Below are 26,173 nucleotides of genomic sequence, written 5' to 3' on the forward strand. Positions count from 1 at the left end.
TAAATTAGATATCCGTTCAAACACACACAAAAGCAGCCTGCACTTTGAAAATGGAAGTGCAGGCTGCTTTTTTCGGTTCAAAGATTAAAACGTATAACCCGTTTGCAATTCTTCGTCGCCCACCAGTTCCAACAGCAGTGCATAGAGCGGTGCCAATTCGGTGTAGCGGCGGGTGGTGCGGCGCAGGTAATTCAAAAAGCGCGGGATTTCGGGGCGGTATTTGTCTTTGCCGTCGCGATACCACAGCCGCGCGAAAATGCCGGCCACTTTCAAATGCCGCTGCACGCCCATCCATTCGTACCAGCGGTAGAACGTGTCGAACTCTGCCGGCACGGGTAATCCGGCGGCGCGCGCCTTTTCCCAGTAGCGAATCACAATGTCCAGCGTAAATTCTTCGTCCCATTCGATAAACGCATCGCGCGTCAGCGACACCAAATCGTATGTTATCGGGCCGTACAGCGCGTCTTGGAAGTCCAGCACGCCGGGGCGGCCGCGGGTCAGCATCAGGTTGCGGACGATAAAGTCGCGGTGCACAAACACTTTCGGCTGCTCGGCAATCGCGTCCAGCAGCGTTTCCGTGCCCTGCTGCCACAGGCGGCGCTGGGCGAAATTGAGCGTTTTGCCCAATTCTTTGCCCACGAACCATTCGGGGAACAAATTCATTTCGCGCAGCAGGATTTCGCGGCTGTATTCTTCCAGGCAGCCTGCACGGCTGGCTTGCTGCAACACAATCAGTTCGTCCACCGCTTCCAGCAGCAGGGCTTTGTGGGCATCGGGCGAGGGATCGTGCTGCATGGCTTTGAGATACTGGACATCGCCCAAATCGTTCAGCACCATAAAGCCCTGTTCGGGGCTGTGGTGCAGAATCTGCGGCACGTTGAGCATTTGGAACAGCTGCTGCACGCGCACATAAGGTGCAGTCTGCATTTTGTCGGGCGGCGCGTCCATGCAGATAACGCTGCCGCCGTCGGCGAATACGGCGCGGAAATAGCGGCGGAAATCCGCGTCGGCAGCGGCAAAGGCCAGCTCGAAGGATTGGTTCGGATAACATTGGGCCAGCCAGTTTTTTAGTTCGGTTTGGCGTTGCATGATGTGAATACTCTGTTTTTCGGTTAAAATAGCCGTCATTTTAACGTTAAGCACGGTTGTTCGTCAGCAGAATTATCACGGCGGGCAGCAACACACAGGGGCAGATTTTGACGCGTTTATTTGTTTGCAAACCTTTGGTGGTTTTATTAGGGATTGCTTTTTCCGGTTCGGCATGGGCGGCGGACAGCTGGTCGTCCGGCCGTTTGTGCCGCGCGCCGTCTGCCACCCCCGCCGCCCAAACCGATACGCAACCCGACAAGGACGACACGCCCCTGCCCGCTGGTGCAACGCGCATCACGGCCGACAAAGCCGTCGGCCAAACGCACACGCGCCACCGCGCCGAAGGCAATGTGCTGGTGGAGCGCAATGACGAAACGCTGAAAGCAGACTGGGTGGATTACCGTCCGCAGCAAGACACCGTGCAGGCGGGCGACCATTTCGTGCTGACGCGCGGCGACGGCGCCCAAGTACAAGGCGAGCGGCTGGATTATGATTTGGCGCAAAAATCGGGCAATGCCGAGCAAGTGGAATTTGCCGCCGAACGGGAAGGCCGCCGTTTGCAAGGCGTCGGAAGCAGCCTGCACATGGAAAACGACCAGCGCTACACCATGCGCGATGTGAAATTCAACACCTGCGGCGAAGGCGATACCTCTTGGTATGTGCAGGCCGCCGAATTGAAAGCCGACCGCGAAACCGGCATCGGCGTGGCGCGTCATGCGCGGCTGGTTTTCGCCGGCGTGCCGATTCTGTACACCCCGTGGGCAGACTTCCCCCTCAACGGCAACCGCAAAAGCGGCTTCCTGATGCCGTATGTATCGTTCGGCTCAAACGGCGCCACCCTCAAACTGCCTTATTATTTCAACCTCGCCCCCAATTACGACGCCACCTTCACCCCCGGCGTGATTTCGCGGCGCGGCGTGCAGCTTTCCGGCGAATTCCGCTATCTGCAACCCAAATACCAAGGCAGCCTGCAAGCCGCCTATATGCCGTACGACAACGCCTCGCGCCACAACCACCGCTACGAAATCCAGTTGCGCCACCAACACCGCTTCACACCGCACATCACCGGCGGCATCCACTTCAACCAAGTGTCCGATGACGACTACTACCGCGATTTCTACGGCCGCAACGACATTGCCGAAAACGTCAATCTGAACCGCAGCTTATGGCTGAATTACACCGGCAACGCCTGGGGCGGCAATGTGCAGGCTGCTTTTTTGGTCCGCAAATACCAAACGCTGGCCGACAGCAACGGCTACCGCTCCGCGCCCTACGCCCTCATGCCGCACCTCTCGCTGGACTGGCAGCGGCATTGGCGCAACGCAACGATTCACTGGAAAAACCAACTCACCCGCTTTGAAAGCGACCGCGCACAAAACGGCACGCGGCTGGTGATGTACCCCAGCATCCAATGGGATTTCTCCACGCTTTGGGGCTATATCCGCCCGAAAATCGGCGTACACGCCACGCAATACTGGCTCAACCGCTGGCAGGGCAACCCGCGCCAATCCGTGAACCGCGTGCTGCCCATCGCCAACATCGACACCGGGCTGACCTTCGAACGCGAGCGCACATGGTTTAAAACACCGCTGATTCAAACCCTCGAACCGCGCCTGTTTTACAACTACATCCCCAGCCGCCGCCAAAACCACCTGCCCAATTTTGATTCGTCGGAAAACTCGTTCAGCTACGACCAACTGTTCCGCGAAAACCTTTATTCCGGCAGCGACCGCATCAACGCCGCCAACAGCGTTTCCCTGGGCGTGCAGAGCCGCATCCTCCATGCCGACACGGGTTCGGAAATTTTCCGCGCCGGCATCGGACAAAAATTTTACCTTTCGCGCGACGACGTCCTATTGGACGGCAGCACCGGCACCCGAGCCCGCCACCGCAGCGACGTTGCCCTGTTCGCCGGCGGGCAAATCGCCCCGAACTGGTTTGCCGACACGCAATACCACTGGAACGCCAACCAGAAAAATACCGAGCGCTTCGACATCGGTGTGCGCTACAATCCCGAACCTGGCAAAATCCTGAGCGCACGTTACAAATACAACCGCAACACGGAAATTTACGCCGGCTTTTTCGGCAAGCTGCAACACATCGACTTGGCGGCGCAATACCCTATCAACCAAAACCTATACGCCGTCGGCCGCCTGAATTACAGCATCAGCCCGTGGGTGGCGTTGGAACAGACGCTCGGTTTGGAATATAAAAACCCCTGCGGCTGCTGGAGCGTGAGCTTTGTCGGACAACGTTATGTGGACGGCATCAGCAACGGCAGAAGCAGCCACAAATCCGCCGTTTTCCTGACCCTGCAACTGAAAAATTTAAGCAATATTGGCAACAACCCCTATGAACAGCTTCGTCTCGGCATTCCGGGATACAGCAAAACCAATGAGGTATTTACCCGATGAAACCTATCCGTACCCTTGCCGCCGCCGTTTTGGTCGGCTTGAGCCTTCAGACCGCTGGCGCTGCAGAAATCAAACCGCTCAACAGCATCGCCATCGAGATTAATTCGTCCATCATCACCTACCGCGACATCGAACGCGTGGTGCGCGAATTCAAAAGCCGCCCGGGCAACAAAGACATTCCCGAAGCGCAGTTGGTGCAGGCGGCCAAAAACACTTTGGTCGAACGCGCCCTGCTGGCCGATGCCGCACGCGCCCAAGATTTGAAAGCCACCCCCGCCGGCATTGACGCGGAACTCGAACGCCGCGCCGCAGCAGGCAAAACCACCGTGCAGAATATCTACGCGCAGGCTGCCGCATTGGGCTACACGCGCGAAGCTTACCGCACGGAAGTGGCCAAAGATTTGCTGATTACCTATATGCTGCAAAACCTGAACAGCAACATCAAAATCACCGACGAACAAGTGCAGGCTGCTTTGAACGAGCTGCAAGCCAAAGGCCAAGCCCCCACCGGCGAGCCCTACACCGTCTATACCATCCGCCGCGTGATTCTGAACGCCGCCAACCAGCAGCACATGCCCGCCGTCGGCCAGCGCATACAGCAAATCGCCACCGCCATCGCCCAAGGCAGCGACTTCGGTGCTGTCGCCCAACGTTATTCGCAAGAAGTGCAGGCGGCCAACCAAGGCCTGCATGACAACATCACCGACATGATGCTGCCCGAAAACGTTGAAGCCGCCCTGCACCAGCTGCAACCCGGCCAAATCACACCGCCGCTGCGCGCAGGCAACAGCTGGCAAATCGTGCAACTCATCGGCGCGCGCACCGAAAACGACCCGGCCAAAATGCAGCGGGAAGCCGTGCGCCGCATGCTGGTGCGCCAAGCCCAAGAGCGCAACCAGGCGCAATTCATGGCACAATTACAGCAAATGGCCGTGGTGCGCGAATATTGACCGCACACAGTTTGAACGCATAAAAAGCAGCCTGCACTTCAATTCCCAAAGTGCAAGCTGCTTTTCCCACCTCCGCCTTCCTGCCGCCATTCCTTGCCACACGCCCAAAACCCCTATATTATTCAACCCACCAACCATCAACACAGCCGAACATCATGCCCACATCCCTCCCCTTCTCCCCCGCCGAACTCTGGCAAATGCTGCTCACACATTTATGGCTTTCCGGACTGGCTTTGCTCGCGGCAGTGGCGATTGCCGTGCCTGCCGCCGTGTTGTTTGCGCGCAGACGGCGGGCGGCGGAAGCGGTATTGCAGTTCACCAATATATTGCAAACCATCCCGTCTTTGGCGCTGCTGGGCTTGTTGATTCCATTTGTCGGCATCGGTTCGCCGCCCGTCTTGATTGCGCTCACGTTATACGCGCTGCTGCCGATCTTTCAAAACACCTATCTGGGGCTGACCCAAATTGATCAATCCATTCAAGACGCTTACACGGCGTTCGGCCTGTCGCGTTGGCAGTCGCTGTGGCGGATTGAATTGCCCATGGCGCTGCCTGCCATGATTTCGGGCATCCGCACGGCGGCGGTGCTGATTGTCGGCACGGCAACTCTGGCGGCGTTAATTGGCGCCGGCGGTTTGGGCAACCTGATTCTGCTCGGTATCGACCGCAACAACATGACGATGACGTTTACCGGCGCATTGCTCTCCGCGCTGCTGGCTGTCGGCGTCAGCGGCATTATCGGGCTGTTGCAGAAATCGCGACGCAAGTTGCCGATTATTTTGGCATTGGCGGTGGGCTTCGGCGCGCTCGGTCTGTCGCAGGTTTCGTTTACGCCTGCCACGCAAAACGTGGTGATTGCCGGCAAAATGGGCAGCGAGCCGGATATTCTGATTAATATGTATAAATTATTGATTGAGCGTGAAAATCCGAATATCAGAGTTACCGTCAAACCCAATTTCGGTAAAACCACCTTCCTGTTTAACGCGCTGAACAGCGGCGAAATCGACATTTACCCCGAATTCACCGGCACGGTGCTGGAAACCTTGGTGCAAGTGCCGCCCGAGCAGAAAAACCGCCATCTGTCGCCAGATGAAACCTATCGACTGGGCAAACAATTATTGGCGGAACAATATCGGCTGGAATTCCTGCCGCCGATGTCTTATCAGAACACCTACGCGCTAGCGGTGAAAGAGAGCTACGGCGCGGCGCACCAGCTCAATACAATCAGCGATTTAAAGCGGGCTGCACCCGATATTCGGGCAGGTTTCTCACTGGAGTTTACCGACCGGGCGGACGGCTACAAAGGCATGCAGGCTGCCGGTATCACGCTGAAACATATCGTCCGCCTGGAACCCGCCCTGCGCTATACGGCGCTGCTGAATGACAAAATCGACCTGGTGGAAGCCTTTTCCACCGATGCAGAATTGAAGCAATACCAATTGCGCCTGCTGAAAGACGATATTGCCCTGTTCCCCGCCTATCAGGGCGCGCCGCTGATGAAAGCCGAATTTGCCGCAAAAAACCCGCAAATCGTGGCCGCGCTGAACCGCTTGGCAGGCAAAATCAGCGAAGCGGAAATGAGCGAGATGAACTACCGCGTGAAAGTGCAAGGCGAAAGCGCGGAAAACGTGGCGCGAGATTATTTGGAGAAAAATGGGTTGCTGGCGAATTGAAATGAGCGGCAGGCTACCTGAAAGCCAAAAAGCAGCCTGCACATGGTTTGACAGAAATCCTGCAAACGGCAAAGCCATCCCTTTTGAAAATACATAAGGAAAACAACATGAATCTAGCCATCACCGGCGCCAGCGGCAACATCGGCGGCATGGTCGCCCGTCATCTGAACACACGCGGACTGCCGCTTATCCTGCCGCTGCGCAACCCCGCCAAAGCACCCGACCTGCCGAACTGCGAAGCGCGGCAGTTTGCCTATGGCGATTTGGAGCTTGCCAAGCAGGCGTTAAACGGGGTGGATGTGCTGTTCATGGTGTCCGCCGCCGAAAGCCCGACGCGCGAACAGGAGCATTTGACTTTGGTGCAGGCTGCTTCGGAAGCGGGCGTAAAACACATTGTCTATCTCTCTTTTGCACAGGCGGCGTTGGACAGCACCTTCACGCTAGCGCGCACCCATGCGGTTACCGAAAATGCAATCCGGCAAACGAATATGCGCCACACCTTTCTGCGCGACAATTTTTACAGCGAGATGATGGCAACAATTGCCAACGCAGACGGCATCATCGCAGGTCCAGCCGACGACGGGCGCGTTGCCTGCGTGTCGCAGCGCGATGTCGCCCAAGCGGCGGCAAACGTCATCGCCGACATCGCGTACGGCCACCACCGCCACGACAATCAGACCTACACGCTGACCGGTCCCCAATCATTAAGTTTTGCTGAAATAGCCGCCGTCTTAACCGAAATCACCGGCAAACCACACCGCTACCACAACGACACCCTAGAAGAAGCCTTCGCCAGCCGCAAATCCGCGTACCCTGACACGCCCGATTGGCAGATTGAGGCATGGGTTTCCACCTACACCGCCATTGCCAAAGGCGAACTTGCCGCCGTTTCAGACGACCTGCCGCAGTTATTGGGACGTGCACCGCTTAATTTTGAAGACGTAGTAAGGGCACAATATGCAAAATAATCTTGTTCCGTTTATCGAATTTCGCGGCGCAGGCAAGCAGTATGACGGCAAATATGCCGTGCGCGATTTGGATTTGACCATTTATCAAGGCGAGTTTTTCGTGTTGGTGGGCGGCTCGGGCAGCGGCAAATCCACCACTTTGCGCATGATTAACGCGCTAATTGAACCGACCGACGGCAACGTTTATCTGCACGGCAAACGAATTAAAGACTACGACATCCGCCAGCTCCGCCACCAAATTGGTTACGTATTGCAGCAAATCGCCCTGTTCCCCACTATGACTGTGGCGGAAAACATCGCGCTCATGCCCGACATTTTGGGCTGGCCGAAAGCCGAACGCAAAGCGCGTGTGAACGAATTATTGGAACTGGTGGAACTCGACCCCGCACACTACCGCGACCGCTATCCGCACGAACTCTCCGGCGGCGAACAGCAGCGCATCGGCATTTTGCGCGCCATTGCCGCCAAGCCCCAAGTACTGCTGATGGACGAACCGTTTTCCGCGCTCGACCCGCTGGTGCGCACCGTGCTGCAAGACCAAATTGCCATGATTCACCAAAAATTTGGCACCACTATCGTGTTTGTGACCCACGATATGCAGGAAGCGGCGAAACTCGCCTGCCGCATCGGCGTGATGCACAACGGCAAACTGGTACAAATCGGCACGCCCGAAGCCATCAAAAAGCAGCCTGCAAACGATTACGTGCAATCGCTGTTTTCCGCCGCCGACGCACCCGATGCCCAACGTATCATCCACCAATTCCTGCGACTGGACCCACAGGGGCAGGAGGCGGTGAGACGGGCGTTGCTTTGATGCACGTTTGAGGCTACCTGAAAACCTAAAAAGCAGCCTGCACTTTGAATTTCTCAAGTGCAGGCTGCTTTTTATCGTCTGCGCCACCCTCTTTCCACGCCTTTCCGATTCTACAAAATCCCGTTTTGATTTACCATAACGCTTTCCCACAACAAGAACGAAGGAGAATCAAGATGGACATTCTTTCCCGCCTGCAAGCATTGCCGCCGGGCAGGTTCCACTACAAATTGCTGGTATTGGTCGGTATAGGTTGGTTGTTTGACGCAATGGATACCGGCATCGTGTCGTTTATATTGCCCGCATTAGGCAAAGAATGGGGATTGCAGCCTGCACAACTGGGCTGGATCGTCAGCATCGCCTTTATCGGCATGGCACTCGGCGCGGTAGCGAGCGGCTGGCTGGCAGACCGCTTCGGCAGGAAAACCGTATTTGCCGCGACCATGGCAGTGTACAGCACGGCGACAGGCCTATGCGCCTTTTCGCCCGATGTAGAAACACTGCTTACCTGCCGCTTCTTTGTCGGTGTAGGATTGGGTGGACAGCTCCCCGTCGCGGTGTCATTGGTCAGCGAATACGCCCCGCCGAAAGTACGCGGACGCTTTATCGTGTTGCTGGAAAGTTTTTGGGGGCTGGGCTGGCTTGCCGCCGCACTCGCTTCCTATTTCTTTATCCCAAAATTCGGCTGGCACAGCGCGTTTTTAATCGGTGCGCTGCCGATTGTGTATATCCCGCTGGTGTTGAAATTCATCCCCGAATCCGTACCCTACCTGCTCTCGCAAGGCAAAACGGACGAAGCGCACCGGCTGGTCAGCCGCTTGGAAGAGGAAGCGGGGATTACGCCCGCCGCAACGGCCATCGCACCGCCGCAAAAGGAAAAACAGCGCATCCGCTTCATACAACTATGGCAACAGCCTTTCGCACGGCGAACGCTGATGCTGTGGCTGGTTTGGTTCGGTATCGTCTTTTCCTATTACGGCATTTTTACTTGGCTGCCGAAACTCTTGGTCGAACAAGGCAATACGGTGGTCAAAACCTTTGAATATGTGCTGGTGATGATTGTCGCGCAACTGCCCGGCTACATCGCGGCGGCGGCATTGGTGGAAAAAATCGGGCGTAAAGCGACTTTGGCGGGCTTTCTCGCCGCCTGCGCCGTCTGCGCGTGGTTTTTCGGACAAAGCAGCAGCGCCACCGAAGTCATGGCATGGGGCAGCCTGATGTCGTTCTTCAACCTCGGCGCATGGGGCGTTTTATACACCTACACGCCCGAACTCTACCCCCTCCGCTTCCGTGCCTTCGCCTCCGGCTGGGCGGGCGCAATCGGACGCATCGGCGGCATTCTTGCGCCTATGGTGGTCGCCAAAATGGTCGGCGGCAGCGGCGGATTCGGCAATATATTCATGATGTTCGCCGGCGTGATGATGCTGATTGTATTGGTGATTTTGGCATTGGGCGAAGAAACGAAAGGCAGGACGCTGGAGGAAATCAGCTCGTAAACATATTTTCATACTTTAAAAGCAGCCTGCACCTTGGAAATCTGAAAGTGCAGGCTGCTTTTGTGCTGTTTGGTGTAAAATCCCTTCTTTTCCAAACGGGGGTATCACATGAAACGCAAATTTTGGTCGGGGTTTACCTCCGTCATGCTGGCGGTGGCCTTTTTGCTCCAAGCGGGCAATCTCGCCTGGAAAATGTATCAGGGCAAACAGCCGCAGGCAGCCATTGCGCCGGCCAAGCAATATGCCAGGGTGCAGATGGACTGGAATGCGGTCAAGCTGGAAAGCAACGTGTGGAAAATCCACCGCGAAGGACAGGCCGATTCCTATCTGCTGGGCACGTACCACATCGGCAAAAAAGGCGACGCCATGAACCCCGCCCTGAAGGATTTGATTGCCCGAAACCAAAAAATCATAACCGAAGTGGTCAGCGAGCCGCCCGAAGCCGAAATCAAAAACCTGGCACAAAACGCCATGAGAAGCAACGTGCCGCTGACGGAAAAAATGGGGCGGCGGCCATTTGACACGCTGGTGCGGAAAATGAATACCTATCCCGAAGGCAAATCTTTGTCGCAAAATCTGAAATATGTGAAACCTTGGGCGGGCGTGCTGTTCGTCATGGGTCTGCGCGATAAGGACGAAGACGGCAACACCGGCGCGGAAAGTTTCATTTATCGGGAAACGGCGCGGCTGGGCAAAGAGCACGGCGCATTGGAAACCCACACCGAAGCGACAATGTATTTCGCGCTGATTCCCGACGATTTGGCGGTGGCCATGTTGAACGACTGGGTGGCCCATTCCGAGGACTCGGAAGAAAGCAAGGCTTTGGAAGCGGCGTACCGGCAGGGGGAATTTAGCAAAATGCCCGCCCTGCACACCAAAATGTTTTCGCCCGACCCGGACGGCAAAAACACCTCGCTGACCCTGCCGCAGCAGGAAGCCGTTAACGAATGGTTCGTGCAGGATTTGCTGATTGCGCGAAACAAAAATTGGCTGCCGAAAATGAAGCAGGAAATGGCGCAGCAGCCGACTTTGTTTGCCGTGGGCGCGGCGCACTTGATGGGCAGCCAAGGGTTGATTGCCCTGCTGCGGCAGGAAGGCTACACGGTAACGCCCGAACCCGGATTGAAAGTGTGGCGTTAAGGCAGGACACGGCAAAAAGCAGCCTGCACCTTTGTTTTCGAGGTGCGGGCTGCCATCGGTCTGAATTTTCGATTCGGCGAACCGATGTGCGTGCCTTCGTACTGCTTTTTCGTTTTTCAGACTGCTGCAAAAACATTTGAGAGATTGCCTGAAACCTTCAAAGCAGCCTGCACCCGTCCCCTCTCTCGTGGGAGAGGGTTAGGGAGAGGGCACACCCGGACAGGCAGCGGAAAATTCAAAGACAGAGCATGGCGTATCGCTGCCATACCCACTCTCAAAAAGCAGCCTGCACCCGAGTTCGCCGTGCGTCCCCAAAGCCCTCTCCCCAACCCTCCCCCTCGGGGGAGGGAGCAGATTGCCGAAGCCGCGCCATTGGCTGAACAAACCCAAAAAGCAGCCTGCACTTTCTGAATTTGGAAGTGCAGGCTGCTTTTATAGTGGATTAAAATAAAAATGAGACAAGGCGACGAGCCGCAAGGCGTACAAATAGTACGTCAAGGCGAGCCAACGCCGTATCATTGCGATTTTAATTCACTATAAACACCCAATCCATCACCGCCGATACGGCAGCTTCGGATAGTCGGGCGTAACGTCAATAATATTATCGTCCTTCACCACAGGGCGAACATCCCGTTGCAAACGCCAGTATTCCCAAGCCAAAAGCGCGCCGCCGAGCAAAAGGCGGTATTTCCAGCGCGTGGGCAGCATGGCGATTTTCCATAACTGGCGGTTGCTGATAAGGCTGCCTGCACTGTTGGCCAGTTGCTTGAAATTCAAAAAGGCGTGAACGGCGGCATGGCTGCGGTCGCGGGCACGGTTTCGCGCGCGTTTGAGCTGGGCGGCCTGGATTTTCAGCCGCGCCAGTTTCGCCTGCAATTCCAACAGCTCGCGTTCTTCTTCACGGGTCATAGCGTTCTCCTTCTACGATATCAGACGATAGGTCGTCGGGCGACACGGTTTCGCACAGGCGGCTCAAATCGTCCTGCATATCGCCCAGCGTTTGGCTGATTTGCCGCACGTTGCGCTGCAAAATCGACGGAATACGCCATGCCAATAACACAATCGTCAGCAGGCACGCCGTGCAGACTCCGAAAAACACCCAAGGCTTCGCCGCTTCGGGCAACACCGCCTGCAAACCAAACAACAGCGCAATCAGCCCAACCAGCAACGCAACGGCGATAACGGCAAGCATGGCCAGCACGATAATGATGTCGGTTACCTGCGCGCCCAAATCCAGGCGCAAAAGGCGGAGGCGCAGCAGCAACAACTGTGCGCCCTGCGCCATCAGGGTTTTGATTTGTCGGATTTCTTGGGCAATATTCATTTCGGCAACCTTATATGGTTAAAAAACCTGCATTCATCGGCATGAACGCAGGTTCTGTTGCGAAAAGCAGCCTGCAAGGGCAGCCTGAACGGGATTAGCGGCGGTTCAGCAATACACCAACCACCAAACCGGCCAACGCGGCAAAGCCCATGGCGTAATACGGTTTTTCATTGATGTATTCGTCGGCGGCTTTGGCGGAATTTTTGACCTGTTCCACAGCGCGTTCTTCAAAATCCTGCAATTTGCTTTGCGCGTTGCTCAGGCGCTGCTTCAGTTTCGCGGTCAGTTCACGGGCTTCTTCTTCGCCGCGCTCCACACCGGATTCATAAAGGTTTTCCACTTCGCCCAAAACGTTGCGGATTTCCTGCAACAAGGCTTCTTTTTGGGCTTCAAAATCATTGCGGCTGTTACGTCTCATGAGACTCTCCTTAAACAAGTGGATGGGAAAACCCAATATACGCGGTTCGCGGAACGGGGGCAAGGGCGATGATGTTTTTTAACGCGGGTTTTCGCTATGTAACGTTTCCCAACGCGCAAAAAGCAGCCTGCACCCCCGTTTTCCAAAGTGCAGGCTGCTTTTTGCGCCGTCAATCGTGCGCCAACGCGTCAATCGGGTTGAGCTTGGAGGCGTTTTTGGCGGGCATATAGCCAAACACGACGCCGATGGCGGTGGAGCACAGCACCGCGCCGATGATGGAGGCGGTGGAGAACGACATGGCGAAATCGCTGACAAAAGAATTGAACAGTGCGGCCAGCCCGAAGGAAATCAGCACGCCGCTCAATCCGCCAATCACGCACAGCAAAATCGACTCAATCAGAAACTGCTGCAAGATATTGCCCTGCCGCGCGCCAATCGCCATACGCACGCCGATTTCCTTGGTGCGCTCGGTCACAGACACCAGCATGATGTTCATCACGCCGATGCCGCCCACCACTAGCGAAATCACGGCAATGCAGGAAATCAGCAGCGTCATGCTGCCCATGGTGCTTTCTATCGTCTGCTTGATGCTGTCGCTGTTGCGCGTGAAGAAGTCTTCCGTGCCGTGCCGCGCCAGCAGCAGTTCTTTCACGCCTTTTTCGGCGGTTTGCGAATCCACGTTGTCCTTCACTTTCACGGCAATGCCGTTAATGTGCTTGCTGCCGCTGATTTGGTGCATCAAGGTGGTATAGGGCACGTAAATATTCACGCTGCTGGAATCGCCGAAGGAATTGTCTTCTTTTTTCAGCGTGCCGATAATGGTGAGCGGCCGCTTGTCCATCATGATGACTTTGCCCAAGGGATCGCTGCCGTCGGGGAAAAGCTGCGCCACGGCGTTGCTGTCAATCACCGCCACTTGGGCGTTGCTGCGCACGTCTTCGTCGTCATACAGCCGCCCTTGGTCGAGCTTCAAGCCGCGCACGTCGAAAAACTGCGGCCCTGCCCCGTTGGCCGCGGCGGTCAGGTCGATATTGCGGTAGGTAACCGTGCCGCTGGTGCTGACGGAAGGCGTGGTGCTTTCCACATAACTCAGTTTGGCAATCGCATCGCTGTCGGCCACGGTGAGCGTTTTCACTTTGCCGCTTCTCCGGTCGCCGAAGCCTTTGCCGGGGAACACGGAAATGGTGTTCGTGCCCATGCTGTTGATGTCGGACAGGATTTTTTCCTGCGTGCCGCGCCCCAGCGCCACCACGGACACCACCGCCGCAATGCCGATGATAATCCCCAGCATGGTCAGCATCGAGCGCATTTTGTGCGCCACAATCGCCTGCACCGACATTTTGAAGGCTTCGGCAAACTGGTCTTTATAAAACCCGAAACCGCGTTTTTCCTGAATCGCCTGCACGTTGCTTTCGGGCAGTTCGGCGGTTTTGCTGTGGTCGGAAATGATTTCGCCGTCTTTGATTTCAATCACACGGTTGGCCTGCGCGGCGATTTTCGGGTCGTGCGTTACCATGATAATGGTGTGGCCGTCCGCATAAAGCTGGCGGATGATTTCCATCACGTTTTCGCCGCTGCCGCTGTCGAGCGCGCCCGTCGGTTCGTCCGCAAAGATGATTTCGCCGCCGTTCATCAGTGCGCGGGCGATGGACACGCGCTGCTGCTGGCCACCGGAAAGTTCGCTGGGCTTGTTTTTCTCTTTGCCTTTCAGCCCCAGTTTGTCCAGCAGCATATCCGCGCGGCGGCTGCGCTCGGCGTGGCCGATGCCGGCATAGACGGATGGCAGGGCAACGTTGTCGCGCGCCGAAATGGAGCTGAGCAGGTTGTAGCGCTGGAAGATAAAGCCGAAGCGTTTGCGGCGCAGCGCGGCCAGTTCGTCCGCCGACATTTTGGAAGTTTCTGTGCCTGCGATGGCATACGTGCCGCTGGTGGGCGTGTCCAGCAGGCCGAGAATGTTCATCAGCGTGGATTTGCCGGAGCCGGACTGCCCGATAATGGCGACAAAATCGCCCTTTTCGATGGTGAGGTTGATGTTTTTCAGCACGTGGACGCGGTTTTCGCCCGTGCCGAAATAGCGGTTGATGTCTTTACATTGGATAAGGCTCATAACGTTCTGACCTTTGGGTGGGAAAAGCAGCCTGCACGGGTGCAAAGCGGTTTCAGGCTGCCTGAATAATGGGGTGGTTAATAGGGGGGTTGGGGTGCAGGCTGCTTTTTGGGGCTTCGGGCAATGCAAAAGCAGCCTGCACTTTTTCATTTCGTTATTGCCACGCCTGCTATGCCAAATCGAAGCAGTCGGACAGGGAAAAATTGGGCAGGTGGAACCCGAGTTCCGCTTCCATCAGCCGACCGCACGTTTCGTCCCAAAAAAGCCCTGCTGTATTGTCGTCCAGAGCGGCGGGGTCTGTGCGGCGGACGATTTCGACAAATTCGCTACCGATGCGTTCCTCTATGGCACAGACGGCATCATCGCCTGCGGAATCGGGCAACATCCTGCGTTCCGCAATCAGGCGGTGGATGCAGGACAAAAACCAGTGGCAGCAGACGGAAAAGGTGTGCAGGCTGCCATTGACATAGCTAATGGGTGTGCGGATGTTGTCAGACGAAATCAGGCAGACACTGCCGTCTTTTTCGCATAGAGCGAAATATCCGTCGGGCATTTTGCCGAAGCACCAATAAATGCTGCGTTCGTGGATAAGGCGGCGTTGTTGGTCAGGAAAACGGACGAATTTCACGCCCCAAAAACGGATATCTTCCAAATGGATAAAGGGATTTTGGACGATTTGTTTAAAGCGGCTTTTTTTATCGGCCGGCAGAGCGGGTTCTACGATAAAACCCAGCTTTTCTAGGCAGGCGATGTCTTCGGTATCCAGTTGCATTGTGTACGCTCCGTTGTCGGGTTGTGGGGATGCGGTTTATGCCTGCCACCGGATGGCAAACGTTCCACCGCGTTCGGGCTGCCAGCCTTCCGCCAAAGCGCGGCGTATGGCACGGGCAACGGTATCCGGTGTAACGGTACTGCACGGGATGCCGCCGCGCGGCTGATTGAATGCGTTGTCATGGCGCGGTTGGTCCATGGAAACGTGCAGCGTGCCACCGCGCGGGCTTTCCGGCGCAACAGCAAATGTCAGCGGGCTACCGCAGCCGTAATCCGCCTGAATGCGCGTCGGTTTGCGCCGTATGCGCCAGCGGTAGGCCGTGCCGTCCACCACGATGCGGCGGCTGCCTTTGAACGGAATCGCCATATATTTTCCAGTATATTCAATGCTTTTCAGGCAGCCTGCACCTGTGGATATGCCGCCAGAAACCGCCGTTCGGCAGCGGTGTAGCCGTCAAAAATATCATCTTCGTCCCCCGCAAACGCCTACTGCCGCATCAAGCGGATAAACGCATATAAAGCAGCCTGCTCTTCGGCGTTCAGGTTCAGCCCTTCGTAAAAACCGCTGTCTTGCAAATGGGACATCAGCGCATCGGAATCCATCGGGTTGTCCTGCAATGCCCACAGCATATAGCAGGGCAAGGCAAACCGTCTGCCTGCGCCGTCCATAAAGCTCAGCGCGGAACTGGGGGAAAATGCGGCGGTGTATCCGTTACCGCAGGAAACGCGCTTCGGTGCGGCAAGGTTGCGCTCCCAAAGCACGCGCTCGTCTTGTTGGCGGGCGGCATACCGCTCTTCGTAAGGCATGTAGTCGTCAATCGCGTTGGCTTCGTAAAAGCCGATGCCGTCGCCCAATTCGGTGTCGAAAAAGGCGGCGGTAATCTGCAGGGCGAGGGTTTCGTGCTCTTCGCCCCACTGCGCCGCGCCGGTTTTGGCTTGCTGCACAATGGCGGCGGTGCGGTTTTGGCGCAAGGCGAGCTTGGTTTTGTTTTTCATATCGGGTGCAGGCTGCCGTCCAACAGGCGTTCGGGTTCGGGTGCGCCCCCTTCGGCAAAACTGTTTTCCTCGTCGCTCAATGTCAATTGCAAATTAATTAAATCGCGCAAATACGGCGACGGCAGCACAATTGTGCAAATCCAGCCGCAGTTCAGTATCTATCGTTTTCCCGTCCCATAAAAAGGGGCGGAATACCACCTTCAGGCTCAAATATTCGTTCAATGGTAACAAGAATGTGGCGGCAGGGCGCAGCAGTCGGGTGGAAAAGGATTGTTTGGCGGGCATATTACTTTCCTTCGTGTTTCATCGGCGGTAGCTGACGACAACCGCCGTGCCACCGTCTTGTTTTTGGTAATACGCACCTGCGCTGCCCCACGTGAAGCGGCGGCATTTGCCTGCGGCCGATGTTTGAACGGTGCAGGGCTCGCTGCCGAGCTGCCGGTCCAGCCAGCGGTCGAATTCTTGCCGCCGTTGTAGTTCGCGCGCTTCCGTCCACGTTTCCCAGCTGTTGTCTTCGCCTGCCGGGCAGAAAAATACGGACACGCTGTCCAGCCGCTGCTGTTCAAATCGTGCAGCAACGGTATATTGCTGGAATTTATCGGCAAACAACAGTCCAAAATGGACGGTTCCAGTGCACGGGCACAGCGGGTGGACGTGGGGATACAGGGTGGCCAAGTCGGCCAATACGGTGTGCGCGGCGATGGTGTTGCCGTCCGGCAGGGTAATGCTGCCGTTTTCGGGGTTTAGCTTCATTTTCGGGATTCCGATTTGGTGTGCAGGCTGCTTTTTTTGTCGGCCCGAAACGCGCTCTGCCGCCCTGTTATGCCAGCACGCCTTGCCCCTCTGCGGCAGCAAACGCTTCGTCCAGCGCCTGCCGCATGGCTTCAGGCAGCCTGCACCCAATGTTTTCGCGGCGGTAGCGGTCGCGGCACAGCCCGAGTTCCGTGCTGTGGCGGCGGTGCACTATCGCGCTTTGCAGCAGTATCAGCAGGGCGGCGGTATAGGCGGCGGCTTGGTCGGGGCGTGAAGCGGCATAATCCAGCACTTCGGACGGAAAATAGGCCGTACATTGTTCGGCGGTGAGACAGCCGTTCTGCCGTTCCACCACCTGCCGCAGCACGCGCAGGTTTTCGGCACGTTCACCGTCAAAAGCGGACAGAGCGGCAATTTGGGCAACGGCGGCGCGGCCGTGCTCGGCAAGATAGGGAAACAGGGGTGGGTTCATGTGCAGGCTGCCTGAAATGGGTTGGAGCGGATTAAAATCACAATGCTGCTGCATTTGCCCGTTTTGCATCCTTTTATTTTTATCCGCTATTTTTATCGGGCGGCAGGATTTGAACAACTGCTTGCGTGCCGCCGTTTTCAAACCACAGCCGCAGATTGGGGGCAAGCTGTTGCAGGGCGGCCAACCGTTCTTTGAACGGGGCGAGCGAATCATCCAGCCAGTAATCGGGGTCGCTGCCGACATTAGGATAGATGTACTGCTGCACGTTGCGCAAATAATGCAGCGCGTTGCTTATCCGCTTGTCCTGTTTCCAATTCAAGGCTTTCAGCGCGGCATAAACGGGGCTGCCCTGCGCGGGTGGCGGGGCGATTTCCAAATGCAGCGTTCCGTTTACGCATTCCCTTTCGGGCGGCGGCGCGTATTCGCGTTCCGCCTGATAGGGGAAACTTTCGCCGCTGCGCGCAAACCCAGGCTGCCGCGACAGGATTTGTTCGACTTCGCGGCGGGAAAGCAGCCCGGTTTCGCGTTCCCCGCCTGTTTCAAAAATTTGCTGTTCCCGCCAAAAAATGTCTGCCAGCAGGTTTTCCTGAGCGGCGGCGAGATAGGGGCGGTGGGTGGCGGAATAGGCGGCAAGCTGCCCCTGCCATCCGTCCGCCGTCCAAAGCGAGGTGTCGGGGTTCATGTGCGCGACGCTTTCCAGCAGGGCGCGCAGCAGGAAGGCTTGCAGGTTGTCTGCCAAAATATCGGCTTGGTCGCAATCGTGCCACAGCAGGACGACGGGCGGTTCGGCTTCGGGCGCGGAACGGTCGTAAAAAAAGCAGTACAAATCGCCCGCGCCGTTTTGGGCGAAGGGGGCGAACAGGTAGTCTTCGCGCACGTCCCAACAGCTGTCGGGGTCGTGCTGGCTGTCGAGTTCTTCGGCAATGCGGCTGCCGTCTATCAGCTCGAAATCGTCGCCGTAAAGCAGCAGCGGCGGACGGGCTTGAAGTTTGGGAAATTCTTGCGTGAACCAGCCTGCGCCTATTTGGCCGAAATCTAAAAAACCGTTTTGCGCCATTTGAAGGTAAAGCGGCGGATAAGCGAAGCGGTGTCGGGTTTCGAAGGTTCGGAGGGTTTTTAGGTTCATACTCGTCCTTTGAGCAAATCAATCGGGTGCAGGCTGCTTTCCAGGCTACCTGAAAATGCTAATGTTCATGCGCGTGTCCGTGTTCGTGGCCGCATTCATGCGCCGTCTGCTCGCACGCTTGGCAGCACGCTTCGCCGCCGTCGGCTGGTTCTGTTTGCACGGTGATGTGGCCGATGCCGTGCGCCCGAACGGCAGCCTGCACCTGTTTGACCAGCGCATCTGCCTCCGCCACGGTCAGGCCGCTGTGCACGATCACATGGCAGGACATGGCGTGTTTTTTGCTGGTAATCGTCCAGGCGTGCAAATCGTGCACGCCCAATATACCGTTGATTTTCTGTATGTCTTCGGCAATTTTCACCAAATCCGTGCCTTTGGGCGCACCTTCCATCAGGATGTGCAGGCTGCCTGAAAGCACGCCCCAGCCGCTTTTGCCAATCAGCAGCGCCACCGCCGCGCTGGCCGCCAAGTCCGCCCAGTTCCAGCCGTAAAACTGTATCAGCAGGCCGGCCGCCACCGCCGCCACCGAGCCGAGCAAGTCGCCGATAACGTGCAGGAACGCGCCGCGCATATTCAAATTATCCTTCTCACCGCGCAGCATATACCACGCGACAAATAGGTTCACCAACAGCCCAATCACGGCCACCGCCAGCATCGCACCGCCCGCCACGGGTACGGGTTTGAAGGCGCGGATAACGGCTTCGACCACAATCCACGCCGCCATTACCACCAGCGTGAGGCCGTTGAGCGCGGCGGCCAAGATTTCCACGCGCTGGTAGCCGTAGCTTTTTTGCGAGTTGGCGGCCTTTTCCGCCCATTTGAAGGCGAACAGGGCGAGGGCGAGCGAGGCGGCATCGGAAAACATGTGCCCCGCGTCCGACAAGAGCGCGAGGCTGCCGCTAAGCCAGCCTGCCGCCGCTTCCACCAGCATAAAACCGCCAATCACGGCCAGCGACACGCGCAGGATGCGGGTGTTGGTGCTGTGGGCGTGGGCATGGTTGTGTTCGTGGGTGTGGAAAGACATGATGTTTCCTTAATGTTTAAGTGCAGGCTGCTTTTTGCCGCCGCAACGCTATGTTTTGCCGTCCAAATACGACCAAATCCCCGCCAAAAGCAGCAAGACCGCTATCAGCCAAAGCATCTGCCCGACCACTTCCGCCGAATCGGTGGAAATGGTGCGCCAGTCCAAAAGCTGCGAATTACTGTAACGCTCCACGCGCAGCAGCCCTAAGCTCAATATCGGCACGACCACGCAGGCGGTGCGGTAGAAAAACCACTGTTCCGTTTCGGTTTCACCGCCCCACGACCACCACTCCAGCAACCCATACAGCAGAAAGGCAAACAGGCGCAAAACAGCGTGCAACAAGGTTTCCAGCATATACGGGTGCTCCATTTATCCAGCGCAGAAAAAAGCATTTCGGCCAACCATGTTTTTGTACATTTCGCCGCCGGTTTGCCGTGCCTCCTATCCCCTTTTTGAGTGCAGGCTGCTTTTACCGCGTTTCCGAACGTTCAAAAGCAGCCTGCACCTTCAAAATGCCGGGCATTCAGCCGTTTTTAGCGCGGTCCGGGGCCCATGCTTTTCTGCATGGCTTCGGCTTTTTCGCCCGCACCCATTTCCGACATCACCACTTTGTCGCCCTCTGCCAAGCCTGATTTGATTTCAATGTTCATGCTGTCTTTCAGGCCGGTTTGCACTTCTTTTTCCACCACCTGGTTGCCAGCGGTCAATACGCGCACATATTTTTTGCCGTCGCGCGCCTTCACCGCCACGTTCGGCACCATCAGAACATTACGCGCCGAATTGATTTCAATGGTATTTTGCGTCGTCATACCGATGGCCAGCTTGTGGTTGGAATTGTCCACAATCGCGCGGGCAAAATAATAAATCGCGCTGGACGTGGTGTCGGTGGATTTGCTGTACGAACCTTTGGACATGGTGGTCAAACCCGGGTCGATGCTGTCCAAAGTCGCGCTAATCGGGTTATCCGGCTCGGACAAAATCGTGAAGCTGATTTTCTGCCCCGCGCGCACCTTGGTAATATCGCCTTCCGCAATCTGCATTTTATTGGTCATGCTGCCCAAATTAGCAATCTGCACCACCGTGGGCGAAGTCTGGCTCGCGTTAATCGTCTGCCCCTGCTCCACCACCAAGGCCACCACCGTGCCGTCCACGGGCGCGGTGATGCGCGTGTAGCCCAAATCTTTTTCCGCCGTGTTAATCGCAATCTGCGTTTGCTTGATGGACGATTGCAATTCGCGGATTTTGGCGCGGTTGGTCGCCAAACTGTCTTCCGTTGCCTCGAATTCTTCTTTAGATACGGCATCTGCATTGGCCAAGGTTTTATAGCGGTCGTATTTGCGCTGCGCGATTTTCAACGCCACCTGCGCCGAAGCCAGTTGCGCCCGATAGGTTTCCAACTGCGCTTTTTTCGTATTGACTTCATTCACTTGGGTCACATTATCGATTTCCGCAATCAAATCGCCCGCCTTCACTTCGTCGCCGATTTGCACGTGCATTTTCTTAATTTGCCCGGAAACCTGCGCGCCCACGTCCACCAAATTGGTGGCGGCAATTTCACCGGTGGCCGAAACCGTTTGGCTGATGTCGCCGCGTTTCACCGTTTCCGTGATATACGACACTTCTTCTTTGGGCTGGAAATACATCCATCCGCCCCAGGCCGCCGCCGCGATAACGGCCGCAATCACTATCCATTTCAATATTTTCATGTGTGAGAACACCTTTAAATAAAAGTCAATCGTTTGAAATACGCCATAATAACGTATTTCAGTGCCAAAACCAATGCGGACACGGCGCATTAAATCAAATAAAATTATTATAAATCAAAATATTAAAATATATTCATTTACAAATTTTGGTATTTTTTGGGCGTAAATTACATTTTCATGCGCCGCCCGAACCCATCAAAATCACTTTTTTCTGCCATCAATACAAAAAACGCTTGCATTCAAACAAATTCTTTGGTTTAATACTGCCTTTCCCAATACGGGTGATTAGCTCAGTTGGTAGAGCGTCTGCCTTACAAGCAGAATGTCGGCGGTTCGACTCCGTCATCACCCACCAGTTTTAAACCGGTTGCTTTAACGGCAGTCGGTTTGCGCGGTGGTAGCTCAGTTGGTTAGAGTACCGGCCTGTCACGCCGGTGGTCGCGGGTTCGAGCCCCGTCCACCGCGCCAATCACCTTTTCACACAAACTCTTTGGTTCGCTGAAGAGTTATTTTTTTGCCTATGGCTTTTATCTTCATCCATAAAAGTGCAGGCTGCTTTTGAAACATATTCCAAAAGCAGCCTGCACTTTATTCAGGACAACATCAATCCAAATTACCCAATACAATCCGCAGCATACGGCGAATCGGTTCGGCCGCGCCCCACAGCAGTTGGTCGCCCACGGTGAACGCGCTGATGTATTCTCCGCCCATGGCCAGCTTGCGGATACGGCCCACCGGTGTGGCCAGCGTGCCGGTCACTGCGGCAGGCGTCAATTCGTGCATGCTGGCTTCTTTGGTGTTCGGCACCACTTTTGCCCAAGGGTTTGCGTTGGCAATGGTTTGCTCGATTTCGGCCAGCGGCAAATCTTTTTTCAATTTCAGCGTGATGGCCTGGCTGTGACAGCGCATGGCGCCGATGCGTACGCACAAACCGTCAATCGGCACGGGCGTGCTGTTGCCCAAAATTTTGTTGGTTTCCACGCCGCCCTTCCATTCTTCTTTGGACTGGCCGTTGCCCAAATCCGCGTCAATCCACGGAATCAGGCTGCCTGCCAACGGCACGCCGAAGTTTTCTTTGGGATAGCTATCGGCACGCAGGAAATCGGAGACTTTGCGGTCGATGGTCAAAATGGCGCTGGCAGGGTCGGCCAATTCGGCGGCCACTTGGCTGTGCACCGCGCCCATGCCGGCAATCAGTTCGCGCATGTTTTTCGCGCCCGCACCCGATGCGGCTTGATAAGTCATGGAAGTCGCCCATTCCACCAGGCCGTTTTGGAACAGCCCGCCCAATGCCATCAGCATCAGCGATACGGTGCAGTTGCCGCCGATATAGTTTTTCACGCCGTTTTTCAGGCCTGCGTCAATCACGTTGCGGTTCACGGGGTCGAGCACGATAATCGCATCGTCTTTCATGCGCAATGTGGACGCCGCATCAATCCAGTAGCCGTTCCAGCCGCTTTGGCGCAACGGCTCGAACACGGCTTTGGTGTAGTCGCCGCCTTGGCAGGTAACGATAATGTCCATTTTGGCCAGTTCGGCAATATTGTTGGCATCCAGCAGCGTTTTGGCTGCCTGGCCGAAGTCGGGTGCGGCGCCGCCCGGATTGGATGTGGTGAAGAAAAACGCTTCGGGAATGTGTGCAAAATCGTTCTCTTCGCGCATACGTTGCATCAATACCGAACCGACCATGCCGCGCCAGCCGACAAAACCTACTTTCATATCAAATCTCCGTCAATAAAATGTTAAGCGTAAAGGCGTGGTTTTAATCCTTTGCGGCGCAAATGTAAAGCGTTTTGTGCGCAAACGGCCGGTTTTTAATGTGCAGGCTGCTTTTGGCCGTGCAAAAATTTTCAAACATACGGAATTTTTATATTACAATCGCCGCTTTCACATCTTAACAATTACTAACCTATTGTTAATGTGTATTGACAGAATTTTTGCAAGGAAAGGGACTTATGTTTAACGAAATCACAGGCTGCTTTGCCAAAGAAAATGCAGTCGACGCCGTCCACTGCACGGTGAACGCCATCAGCTCGCCTTTATGGTCGTGGTTGGTATGGATTTTAATCGGCGTGGGCGTTTTTTTCACGCTGACGACCGGCTTTGTGCAACTGCGCCTGCTCGGCCGCAGCGTTAAGGAAATCGGCGGCAGCCGCCAAAACCCGAACGACCCGCACGGCATCACGTCTTTTCAGGCATTTGTGACCGGTTTGGCCAGCCGCGTGGGCACGGGCAATATTGCCGGCGTTGCCCTGGCCATTGCATCCGGCGGCCCTGGTGCCGTGTTTTGGATGTGGGTGACGGCGCTGATTGGCATGAGTTCCGCATTCGCCGAATCCACCTTGGCGCAGGTTTATAAAGTGCGCGACAAGGAAACCGGCCTGTTCCGCGGTGGCCCTGCGTATTATATTGCCCACGGTCTGAACCAACGCTGGCTGTCCATCCTGTTTTCCATCAGCCTGATTTTCTGCTTCGGCTTCGTGTATAACTCGATTCAGGCCAACACGATTGTGCAGGCCGTCCAATCGGCGGCGGGCATGACCACGGTGCACGGCGTGACCGAAGAAGTGTGGGACAACTACAAACACGGCATTGCGGCGGTTTTGGTGATTGCTTCCGCGCCGATTATTTTCGGCGGCGTTAAACGTGTGGCCCGCGTATCCGAAGCGATTGTGCCGATGATGGCGTTGATGTATATCGGCGTGGCGCTGTTTGTGATTGCCACCAACCTCGGCGAAATTCCGCGCGTAATCGGCTTGATTTTTGAAGACGCGTTCACGTTCAAAGCAGCCGGCGGCGGTCTGCTGGGCGGTTTGGTTTCGCAAAGCATGATGCTCGGCATCAAACGCGGCCTGTTTTCCAACGAAGCCGGCCAAGGTTCCGCGCCGAATGCCGCCGCGTCTGCCGACGTGAAGCACCCTGCATCCCAAGGCCTGATTCAAATGCTGGGCGTGTTTGTGGATACGATTATCGTGTGTTCGGCCACGGCGTTTATCGTGCTGCTGTCGCAAATGCCGCACAATCCTGATTTGAGCGGCATCCAAATGACGCAGGCTGCTTTGGAAACGCACATCGGCCCTTGGGCGCAAACCTTCTTGGCCGTGGTGCTGTTCATGTTCTGCTTCTCGTCCATCATCGGCAACTATGCCTATGCCGAATCGAACATCCTTTATCTGCACAGCAACCGCTTCGTGCTGGCAGTGTTCCGCATGCTGGTGCTGGCGTTCGTGTATTTCGGTTCGATTGCCAAAGTAGCGATTGTGTGGGATATGGGCGATTTGAGCATGGGCGTGATGGCGCTGATTAATTTGGTGGCGATTGTGCTGCTGTATAAAGTGGTGCTGCTGGTGCTGAAAGACTACACGGTCAAAATCCGCATGGGCAAAGCCGAGCCGGAATTCAAATTGAGCGAACACCCCGTGCTGAAACGCAAAATCAAAAGCGATATCTGGTAATCCGATTGACCACACAAAAGCAGCCTGCACTTCCCCAATGGGGTGCAGGCTGCTTTTTGCCTGATTGAAAATGCTATAATCCGCCCATTATCATTTATAGTGGATTAAAATAAAAATGAGACAAGGCGGCGAGCCGCAAGGCGTACAAGTAGTACGTCAAGGCGAGCCAACGCCGTATCATTGCGATTTTAATTCACTATATTTACGGAACACACCATGACCCAACCCACACCCAACCTCACAGCCTTGCAACACCTGTCGCCCGAATGGCAGCAATGGCTGCTGGAAAACCTGGCGCGCCAAGTACCGCCCGAAAACCTGGCCAAAGTATTGGCGGAACACGGCATGAGCGATGCCTGCCAAGCATTGGCGGACGATTTCAAACTGGTGCCGCAGGCTGCCCAGCCCCGCCCGTTTGTCGATGTGTCGCACAACCGCCTCACCCTGCCCAATGCATCGCCGCAAGTGATATTTGCCTGCGACAGCCCCGAAGTGGTTGTGCTGGATAACTTCATCACCGCCGAAGAATGCGCGCAACTGATTGCCCTTGCGGAAGGCAAAGTGGAAGACGCCACCGTGGTTGACCCTGCCACCGGCGAATTTGTGAAACACCAAGACCGCACCAGCATGAACGCTGCTTTCGCCCGTGCCGAGCATCCGCTGATTGCCCGACTGGAAGCACGCATTGCCGCCGCCATCCACTGGCCGGCCGAAAACGGCGAAGGCATGCAGGTGCTGCGCTACCGCTCCGGCGGCGAATACAAAGCGCATTTCGATTATTTCGACACGCAAAGCGAAGGCGGCAGAAAAAATATGCAAACCGGCGGACAGCGTGTCGGCACGTTCCTGGTGTATTTGTGCGATGTGGACGCCGGCGGTGCCACCCGTTTCCCCGCACTGAATTTTGAAATCCGCCCGAAAAAAGGCATGGCTCTGTTTTTTGCCAACACACTGCCCAACGGCGAAGGCAACCCGCTGACCCTGCATGCCGGCGTGCCCGTGGTGTCCGGCGTGAAATATCTGGCCAGCAAATGGCTGCGCGAAAAACCCTATTGACGCGCCAAACCAACACAAAAAAGCAGCCTGCACCCCGAAGAACGAGATGCAGGCTGCTTTTTAAGTTGCCAAACCGGCAATTATTTCACTTGGCTGCCGATAACGCCACCCAATGCCGCGCCACCCAGAGTAGCCGCGGTGCTGTTACCCAGCAGGTTGCCGGCCACCGCACCTGCGGCAGCGCCCATAGCGGTGTTGCGTTGTGCTGTCGTCATGTTGGCACATGCGCCCAAAGAGGCTGCCAAAGTCACCACCATGCCTAATTTCAACAATTTAGCTTTCATCATAATAAACTCCTGTTTATCGGGTTGAGGGGTCGGATATAGTATGCCACGATTATTCGTGAATGTCTGTAAAAACGTGAAAAAGCAGCCTGCACTTTGGCAGATTCCGCCCGCCGAAGCATGTGCAGGCTGCTTTTGAAGCG

At 56.0% G+C, this 26,173-nt stretch carries 26 protein-coding genes and 2 tRNA genes; 11 read left to right on the forward strand and 17 right to left on the reverse strand.

Going from position 1 to position 26,173, the window contains the following annotated elements; translation table 11 throughout:
- Nucleotides 1-84 precede the first annotated feature (84 nt).
- Nucleotides 85-1,089 (reverse strand): N-acetylmuramate/N-acetylglucosamine kinase AmgK, encoded by a 1,005-nt coding sequence (amgK, locus tag HMPREF9098_RS06110; protein ID WP_040564314.1) that lies wholly within the window; start codon nt 1,087-1,089, stop codon nt 85-87.
- Between the two features lie 107 nt (nt 1,090-1,196).
- Between amgK and HMPREF9098_RS06115 the strand changes: the two genes are divergently transcribed.
- The 7 genes from HMPREF9098_RS06115 to HMPREF9098_RS06145 all read left to right on the forward strand — a co-directional run bounded on the left by HMPREF9098_RS06115 (nt 1,197) and on the right by HMPREF9098_RS06145 (nt 10,541).
- A complete protein-coding gene (locus HMPREF9098_RS06115; RefSeq protein WP_040564786.1) occupies nt 1,197-3,503 on the forward strand; it encodes an LPS-assembly protein LptD in 2,307 nt (768 codons plus the stop codon).
- Nucleotides 3,500-4,453: a peptidylprolyl isomerase gene (locus HMPREF9098_RS06120; RefSeq protein ID WP_003782970.1), complete on the forward strand. Its 954-nt coding sequence runs from the start codon at nt 3,500-3,502 to the stop codon at nt 4,451-4,453. Before HMPREF9098_RS06115 ends, HMPREF9098_RS06120 begins: the two co-directional genes overlap by 4 nt.
- Nucleotides 4,454-4,608: 155 nt before the next feature.
- A complete protein-coding gene (locus HMPREF9098_RS06125; protein WP_003782972.1) occupies nt 4,609-6,126 on the forward strand; it encodes an ABC transporter permease/substrate-binding protein in 1,518 nt (505 codons plus the stop codon).
- A gap of 107 nt (nt 6,127-6,233) precedes the next feature.
- Nucleotides 6,234-7,094 carry an SDR family oxidoreductase gene (locus tag HMPREF9098_RS06130; protein ID WP_040564315.1) on the forward strand — a complete coding sequence of 287 codons (861 nt, stop codon included), beginning with the start codon at nt 6,234-6,236 and terminating at the stop codon, nt 7,092-7,094.
- Complete coding sequence (locus tag HMPREF9098_RS06135) at nt 7,084-7,908, forward strand: ABC transporter ATP-binding protein (RefSeq protein ID WP_003782976.1); 825 nt, start codon at nt 7,084-7,086, stop codon at nt 7,906-7,908. The genes HMPREF9098_RS06130 and HMPREF9098_RS06135 overlap by 11 nt, the downstream gene beginning before the upstream one ends.
- A gap of 173 nt (nt 7,909-8,081) precedes the next feature.
- The gene (locus tag HMPREF9098_RS06140; RefSeq protein WP_003782980.1) at nt 8,082-9,401 is read left to right on the forward strand and encodes an MFS transporter; all 1,320 of its coding nucleotides are present in this window, start codon (nt 8,082-8,084) and stop codon (nt 9,399-9,401) included.
- 108 nt (nt 9,402-9,509) lie between these two features.
- On the forward strand, nt 9,510-10,541 hold the full coding sequence (locus tag HMPREF9098_RS06145) for a TraB/GumN family protein (RefSeq protein WP_003782982.1): 1,032 nt from the start codon (nt 9,510-9,512) through the stop codon (nt 10,539-10,541).
- 552 nt (nt 10,542-11,093) lie between these two features.
- Here HMPREF9098_RS06145 and HMPREF9098_RS06150 read toward each other — a convergent pair.
- From HMPREF9098_RS06150 to HMPREF9098_RS06215, 14 genes are all read right to left on the reverse strand, one after another.
- Complete coding sequence (locus tag HMPREF9098_RS06150; protein ID WP_003782984.1) at nt 11,094-11,450, reverse strand: hypothetical protein; 357 nt, start codon at nt 11,448-11,450, stop codon at nt 11,094-11,096.
- Nucleotides 11,440-11,865 (reverse strand): phage holin family protein, encoded by a 426-nt coding sequence (locus HMPREF9098_RS06155; protein ID WP_003782986.1) that lies wholly within the window; start codon nt 11,863-11,865, stop codon nt 11,440-11,442. The genes HMPREF9098_RS06150 and HMPREF9098_RS06155 overlap by 11 nt, the downstream gene beginning before the upstream one ends.
- 94 nt (nt 11,866-11,959) lie before the next feature.
- A complete protein-coding gene (locus HMPREF9098_RS06160; protein ID WP_040564316.1) occupies nt 11,960-12,283 on the reverse strand; it encodes an ElaB/YgaM/YqjD family protein in 324 nt (107 codons plus the stop codon).
- A 169-nt stretch (nt 12,284-12,452) separates the two neighbouring features.
- Nucleotides 12,453-14,390, reverse strand: a complete 1,938-nt coding sequence (locus HMPREF9098_RS06165; RefSeq protein ID WP_040564317.1) for a MacB family efflux pump subunit — start codon at nt 14,388-14,390, stop codon at nt 12,453-12,455.
- A gap of 169 nt (nt 14,391-14,559) precedes the next feature.
- On the reverse strand, nt 14,560-15,162 hold the full coding sequence (locus HMPREF9098_RS06170; protein ID WP_003782989.1) for an SUKH-4 family immunity protein: 603 nt from the start codon (nt 15,160-15,162) through the stop codon (nt 14,560-14,562).
- A 36-nt stretch (nt 15,163-15,198) separates the two neighbouring features.
- Entirely contained in the window at nt 15,199-15,528 is a 330-nt protein-coding gene (locus HMPREF9098_RS06175; protein ID WP_003782990.1) for a hypothetical protein, read from the reverse strand.
- A gap of 119 nt (nt 15,529-15,647) precedes the next feature.
- Nucleotides 15,648-16,157 carry a DUF6714 family protein gene (locus tag HMPREF9098_RS06180; RefSeq protein ID WP_003782991.1) on the reverse strand — a complete coding sequence of 170 codons (510 nt, stop codon included), beginning with the start codon at nt 16,155-16,157 and terminating at the stop codon, nt 15,648-15,650.
- A 93-nt stretch (nt 16,158-16,250) separates the two neighbouring features.
- Nucleotides 16,251-16,442 carry a hypothetical protein gene (locus tag HMPREF9098_RS06185; protein WP_003782994.1) on the reverse strand — a complete coding sequence of 64 codons (192 nt, stop codon included), beginning with the start codon at nt 16,440-16,442 and terminating at the stop codon, nt 16,251-16,253.
- Between the two features lie 18 nt (nt 16,443-16,460).
- Nucleotides 16,461-16,910 carry a hypothetical protein gene (locus HMPREF9098_RS06190; protein ID WP_003782995.1) on the reverse strand — a complete coding sequence of 150 codons (450 nt, stop codon included), beginning with the start codon at nt 16,908-16,910 and terminating at the stop codon, nt 16,461-16,463.
- 67 nt (nt 16,911-16,977) lie between these two features.
- On the reverse strand, nt 16,978-17,382 hold the full coding sequence (locus HMPREF9098_RS06195; RefSeq protein WP_147285387.1) for a hypothetical protein: 405 nt from the start codon (nt 17,380-17,382) through the stop codon (nt 16,978-16,980).
- Between the two features lie 79 nt (nt 17,383-17,461).
- Entirely contained in the window at nt 17,462-18,508 is a 1,047-nt protein-coding gene (locus HMPREF9098_RS06200) for an SMI1/KNR4 family protein (protein WP_003782999.1), read from the reverse strand.
- Nucleotides 18,509-18,566: 58 nt separating this feature from the next.
- Nucleotides 18,567-19,529: a cation diffusion facilitator family transporter gene (locus HMPREF9098_RS06205; protein ID WP_003783000.1), complete on the reverse strand. Its 963-nt coding sequence runs from the start codon at nt 19,527-19,529 to the stop codon at nt 18,567-18,569.
- A 48-nt stretch (nt 19,530-19,577) separates the two neighbouring features.
- Nucleotides 19,578-19,898: a hypothetical protein gene (locus tag HMPREF9098_RS11180; RefSeq protein WP_003783001.1), complete on the reverse strand. Its 321-nt coding sequence runs from the start codon at nt 19,896-19,898 to the stop codon at nt 19,578-19,580.
- Between the two features lie 164 nt (nt 19,899-20,062).
- Nucleotides 20,063-21,235: an efflux RND transporter periplasmic adaptor subunit gene (locus HMPREF9098_RS06215; protein WP_040564318.1), complete on the reverse strand. Its 1,173-nt coding sequence runs from the start codon at nt 21,233-21,235 to the stop codon at nt 20,063-20,065.
- 279 nt (nt 21,236-21,514) lie between these two features.
- Here HMPREF9098_RS06215 and HMPREF9098_RS06220 point away from each other — a divergent pair.
- Together HMPREF9098_RS06220 and HMPREF9098_RS06225 are read left to right on the forward strand one after the other, a co-directional pair.
- Nucleotides 21,515-21,590, forward strand: a tRNA-Val gene (locus HMPREF9098_RS06220).
- Nucleotides 21,591-21,626: 36 nt separating this feature from the next.
- Nucleotides 21,627-21,703, forward strand: a tRNA-Asp gene (locus HMPREF9098_RS06225).
- Nucleotides 21,704-21,838: 135 nt separating this feature from the next.
- Here HMPREF9098_RS06225 and asd read toward each other — a convergent pair.
- Complete coding sequence (asd, locus tag HMPREF9098_RS06230) at nt 21,839-22,954, reverse strand: aspartate-semialdehyde dehydrogenase (RefSeq protein WP_003783003.1); 1,116 nt, start codon at nt 22,952-22,954, stop codon at nt 21,839-21,841.
- A gap of 236 nt (nt 22,955-23,190) precedes the next feature.
- Between asd and HMPREF9098_RS06235 the strand changes: the two genes are divergently transcribed.
- The gene (locus tag HMPREF9098_RS06235; protein WP_003783004.1) at nt 23,191-24,690 is read left to right on the forward strand and encodes an alanine/glycine:cation symporter family protein; all 1,500 of its coding nucleotides are present in this window, start codon (nt 23,191-23,193) and stop codon (nt 24,688-24,690) included.
- A 216-nt stretch (nt 24,691-24,906) separates the two neighbouring features.
- Entirely contained in the window at nt 24,907-25,746 is an 840-nt protein-coding gene (locus HMPREF9098_RS06240) for a 2OG-Fe(II) oxygenase (protein WP_003783005.1), read from the forward strand.
- Between the two features lie 80 nt (nt 25,747-25,826).
- Here the strand turns inward: HMPREF9098_RS06240 and HMPREF9098_RS06245 are convergent, their stop codons facing one another.
- A complete protein-coding gene (locus HMPREF9098_RS06245) occupies nt 25,827-26,030 on the reverse strand; it encodes a glycine zipper 2TM domain-containing protein (RefSeq protein WP_040564791.1) in 204 nt (67 codons plus the stop codon).
- Between the last annotated feature and the right edge of the window lie 143 nt (nt 26,031-26,173).

Origin of the sequence: Kingella denitrificans ATCC 33394 (assembly GCF_000190695.1) — a bacterium.
Lineage (GTDB): Bacteria > Pseudomonadota > Gammaproteobacteria > Burkholderiales > Neisseriaceae > Kingella_A > Kingella_A denitrificans.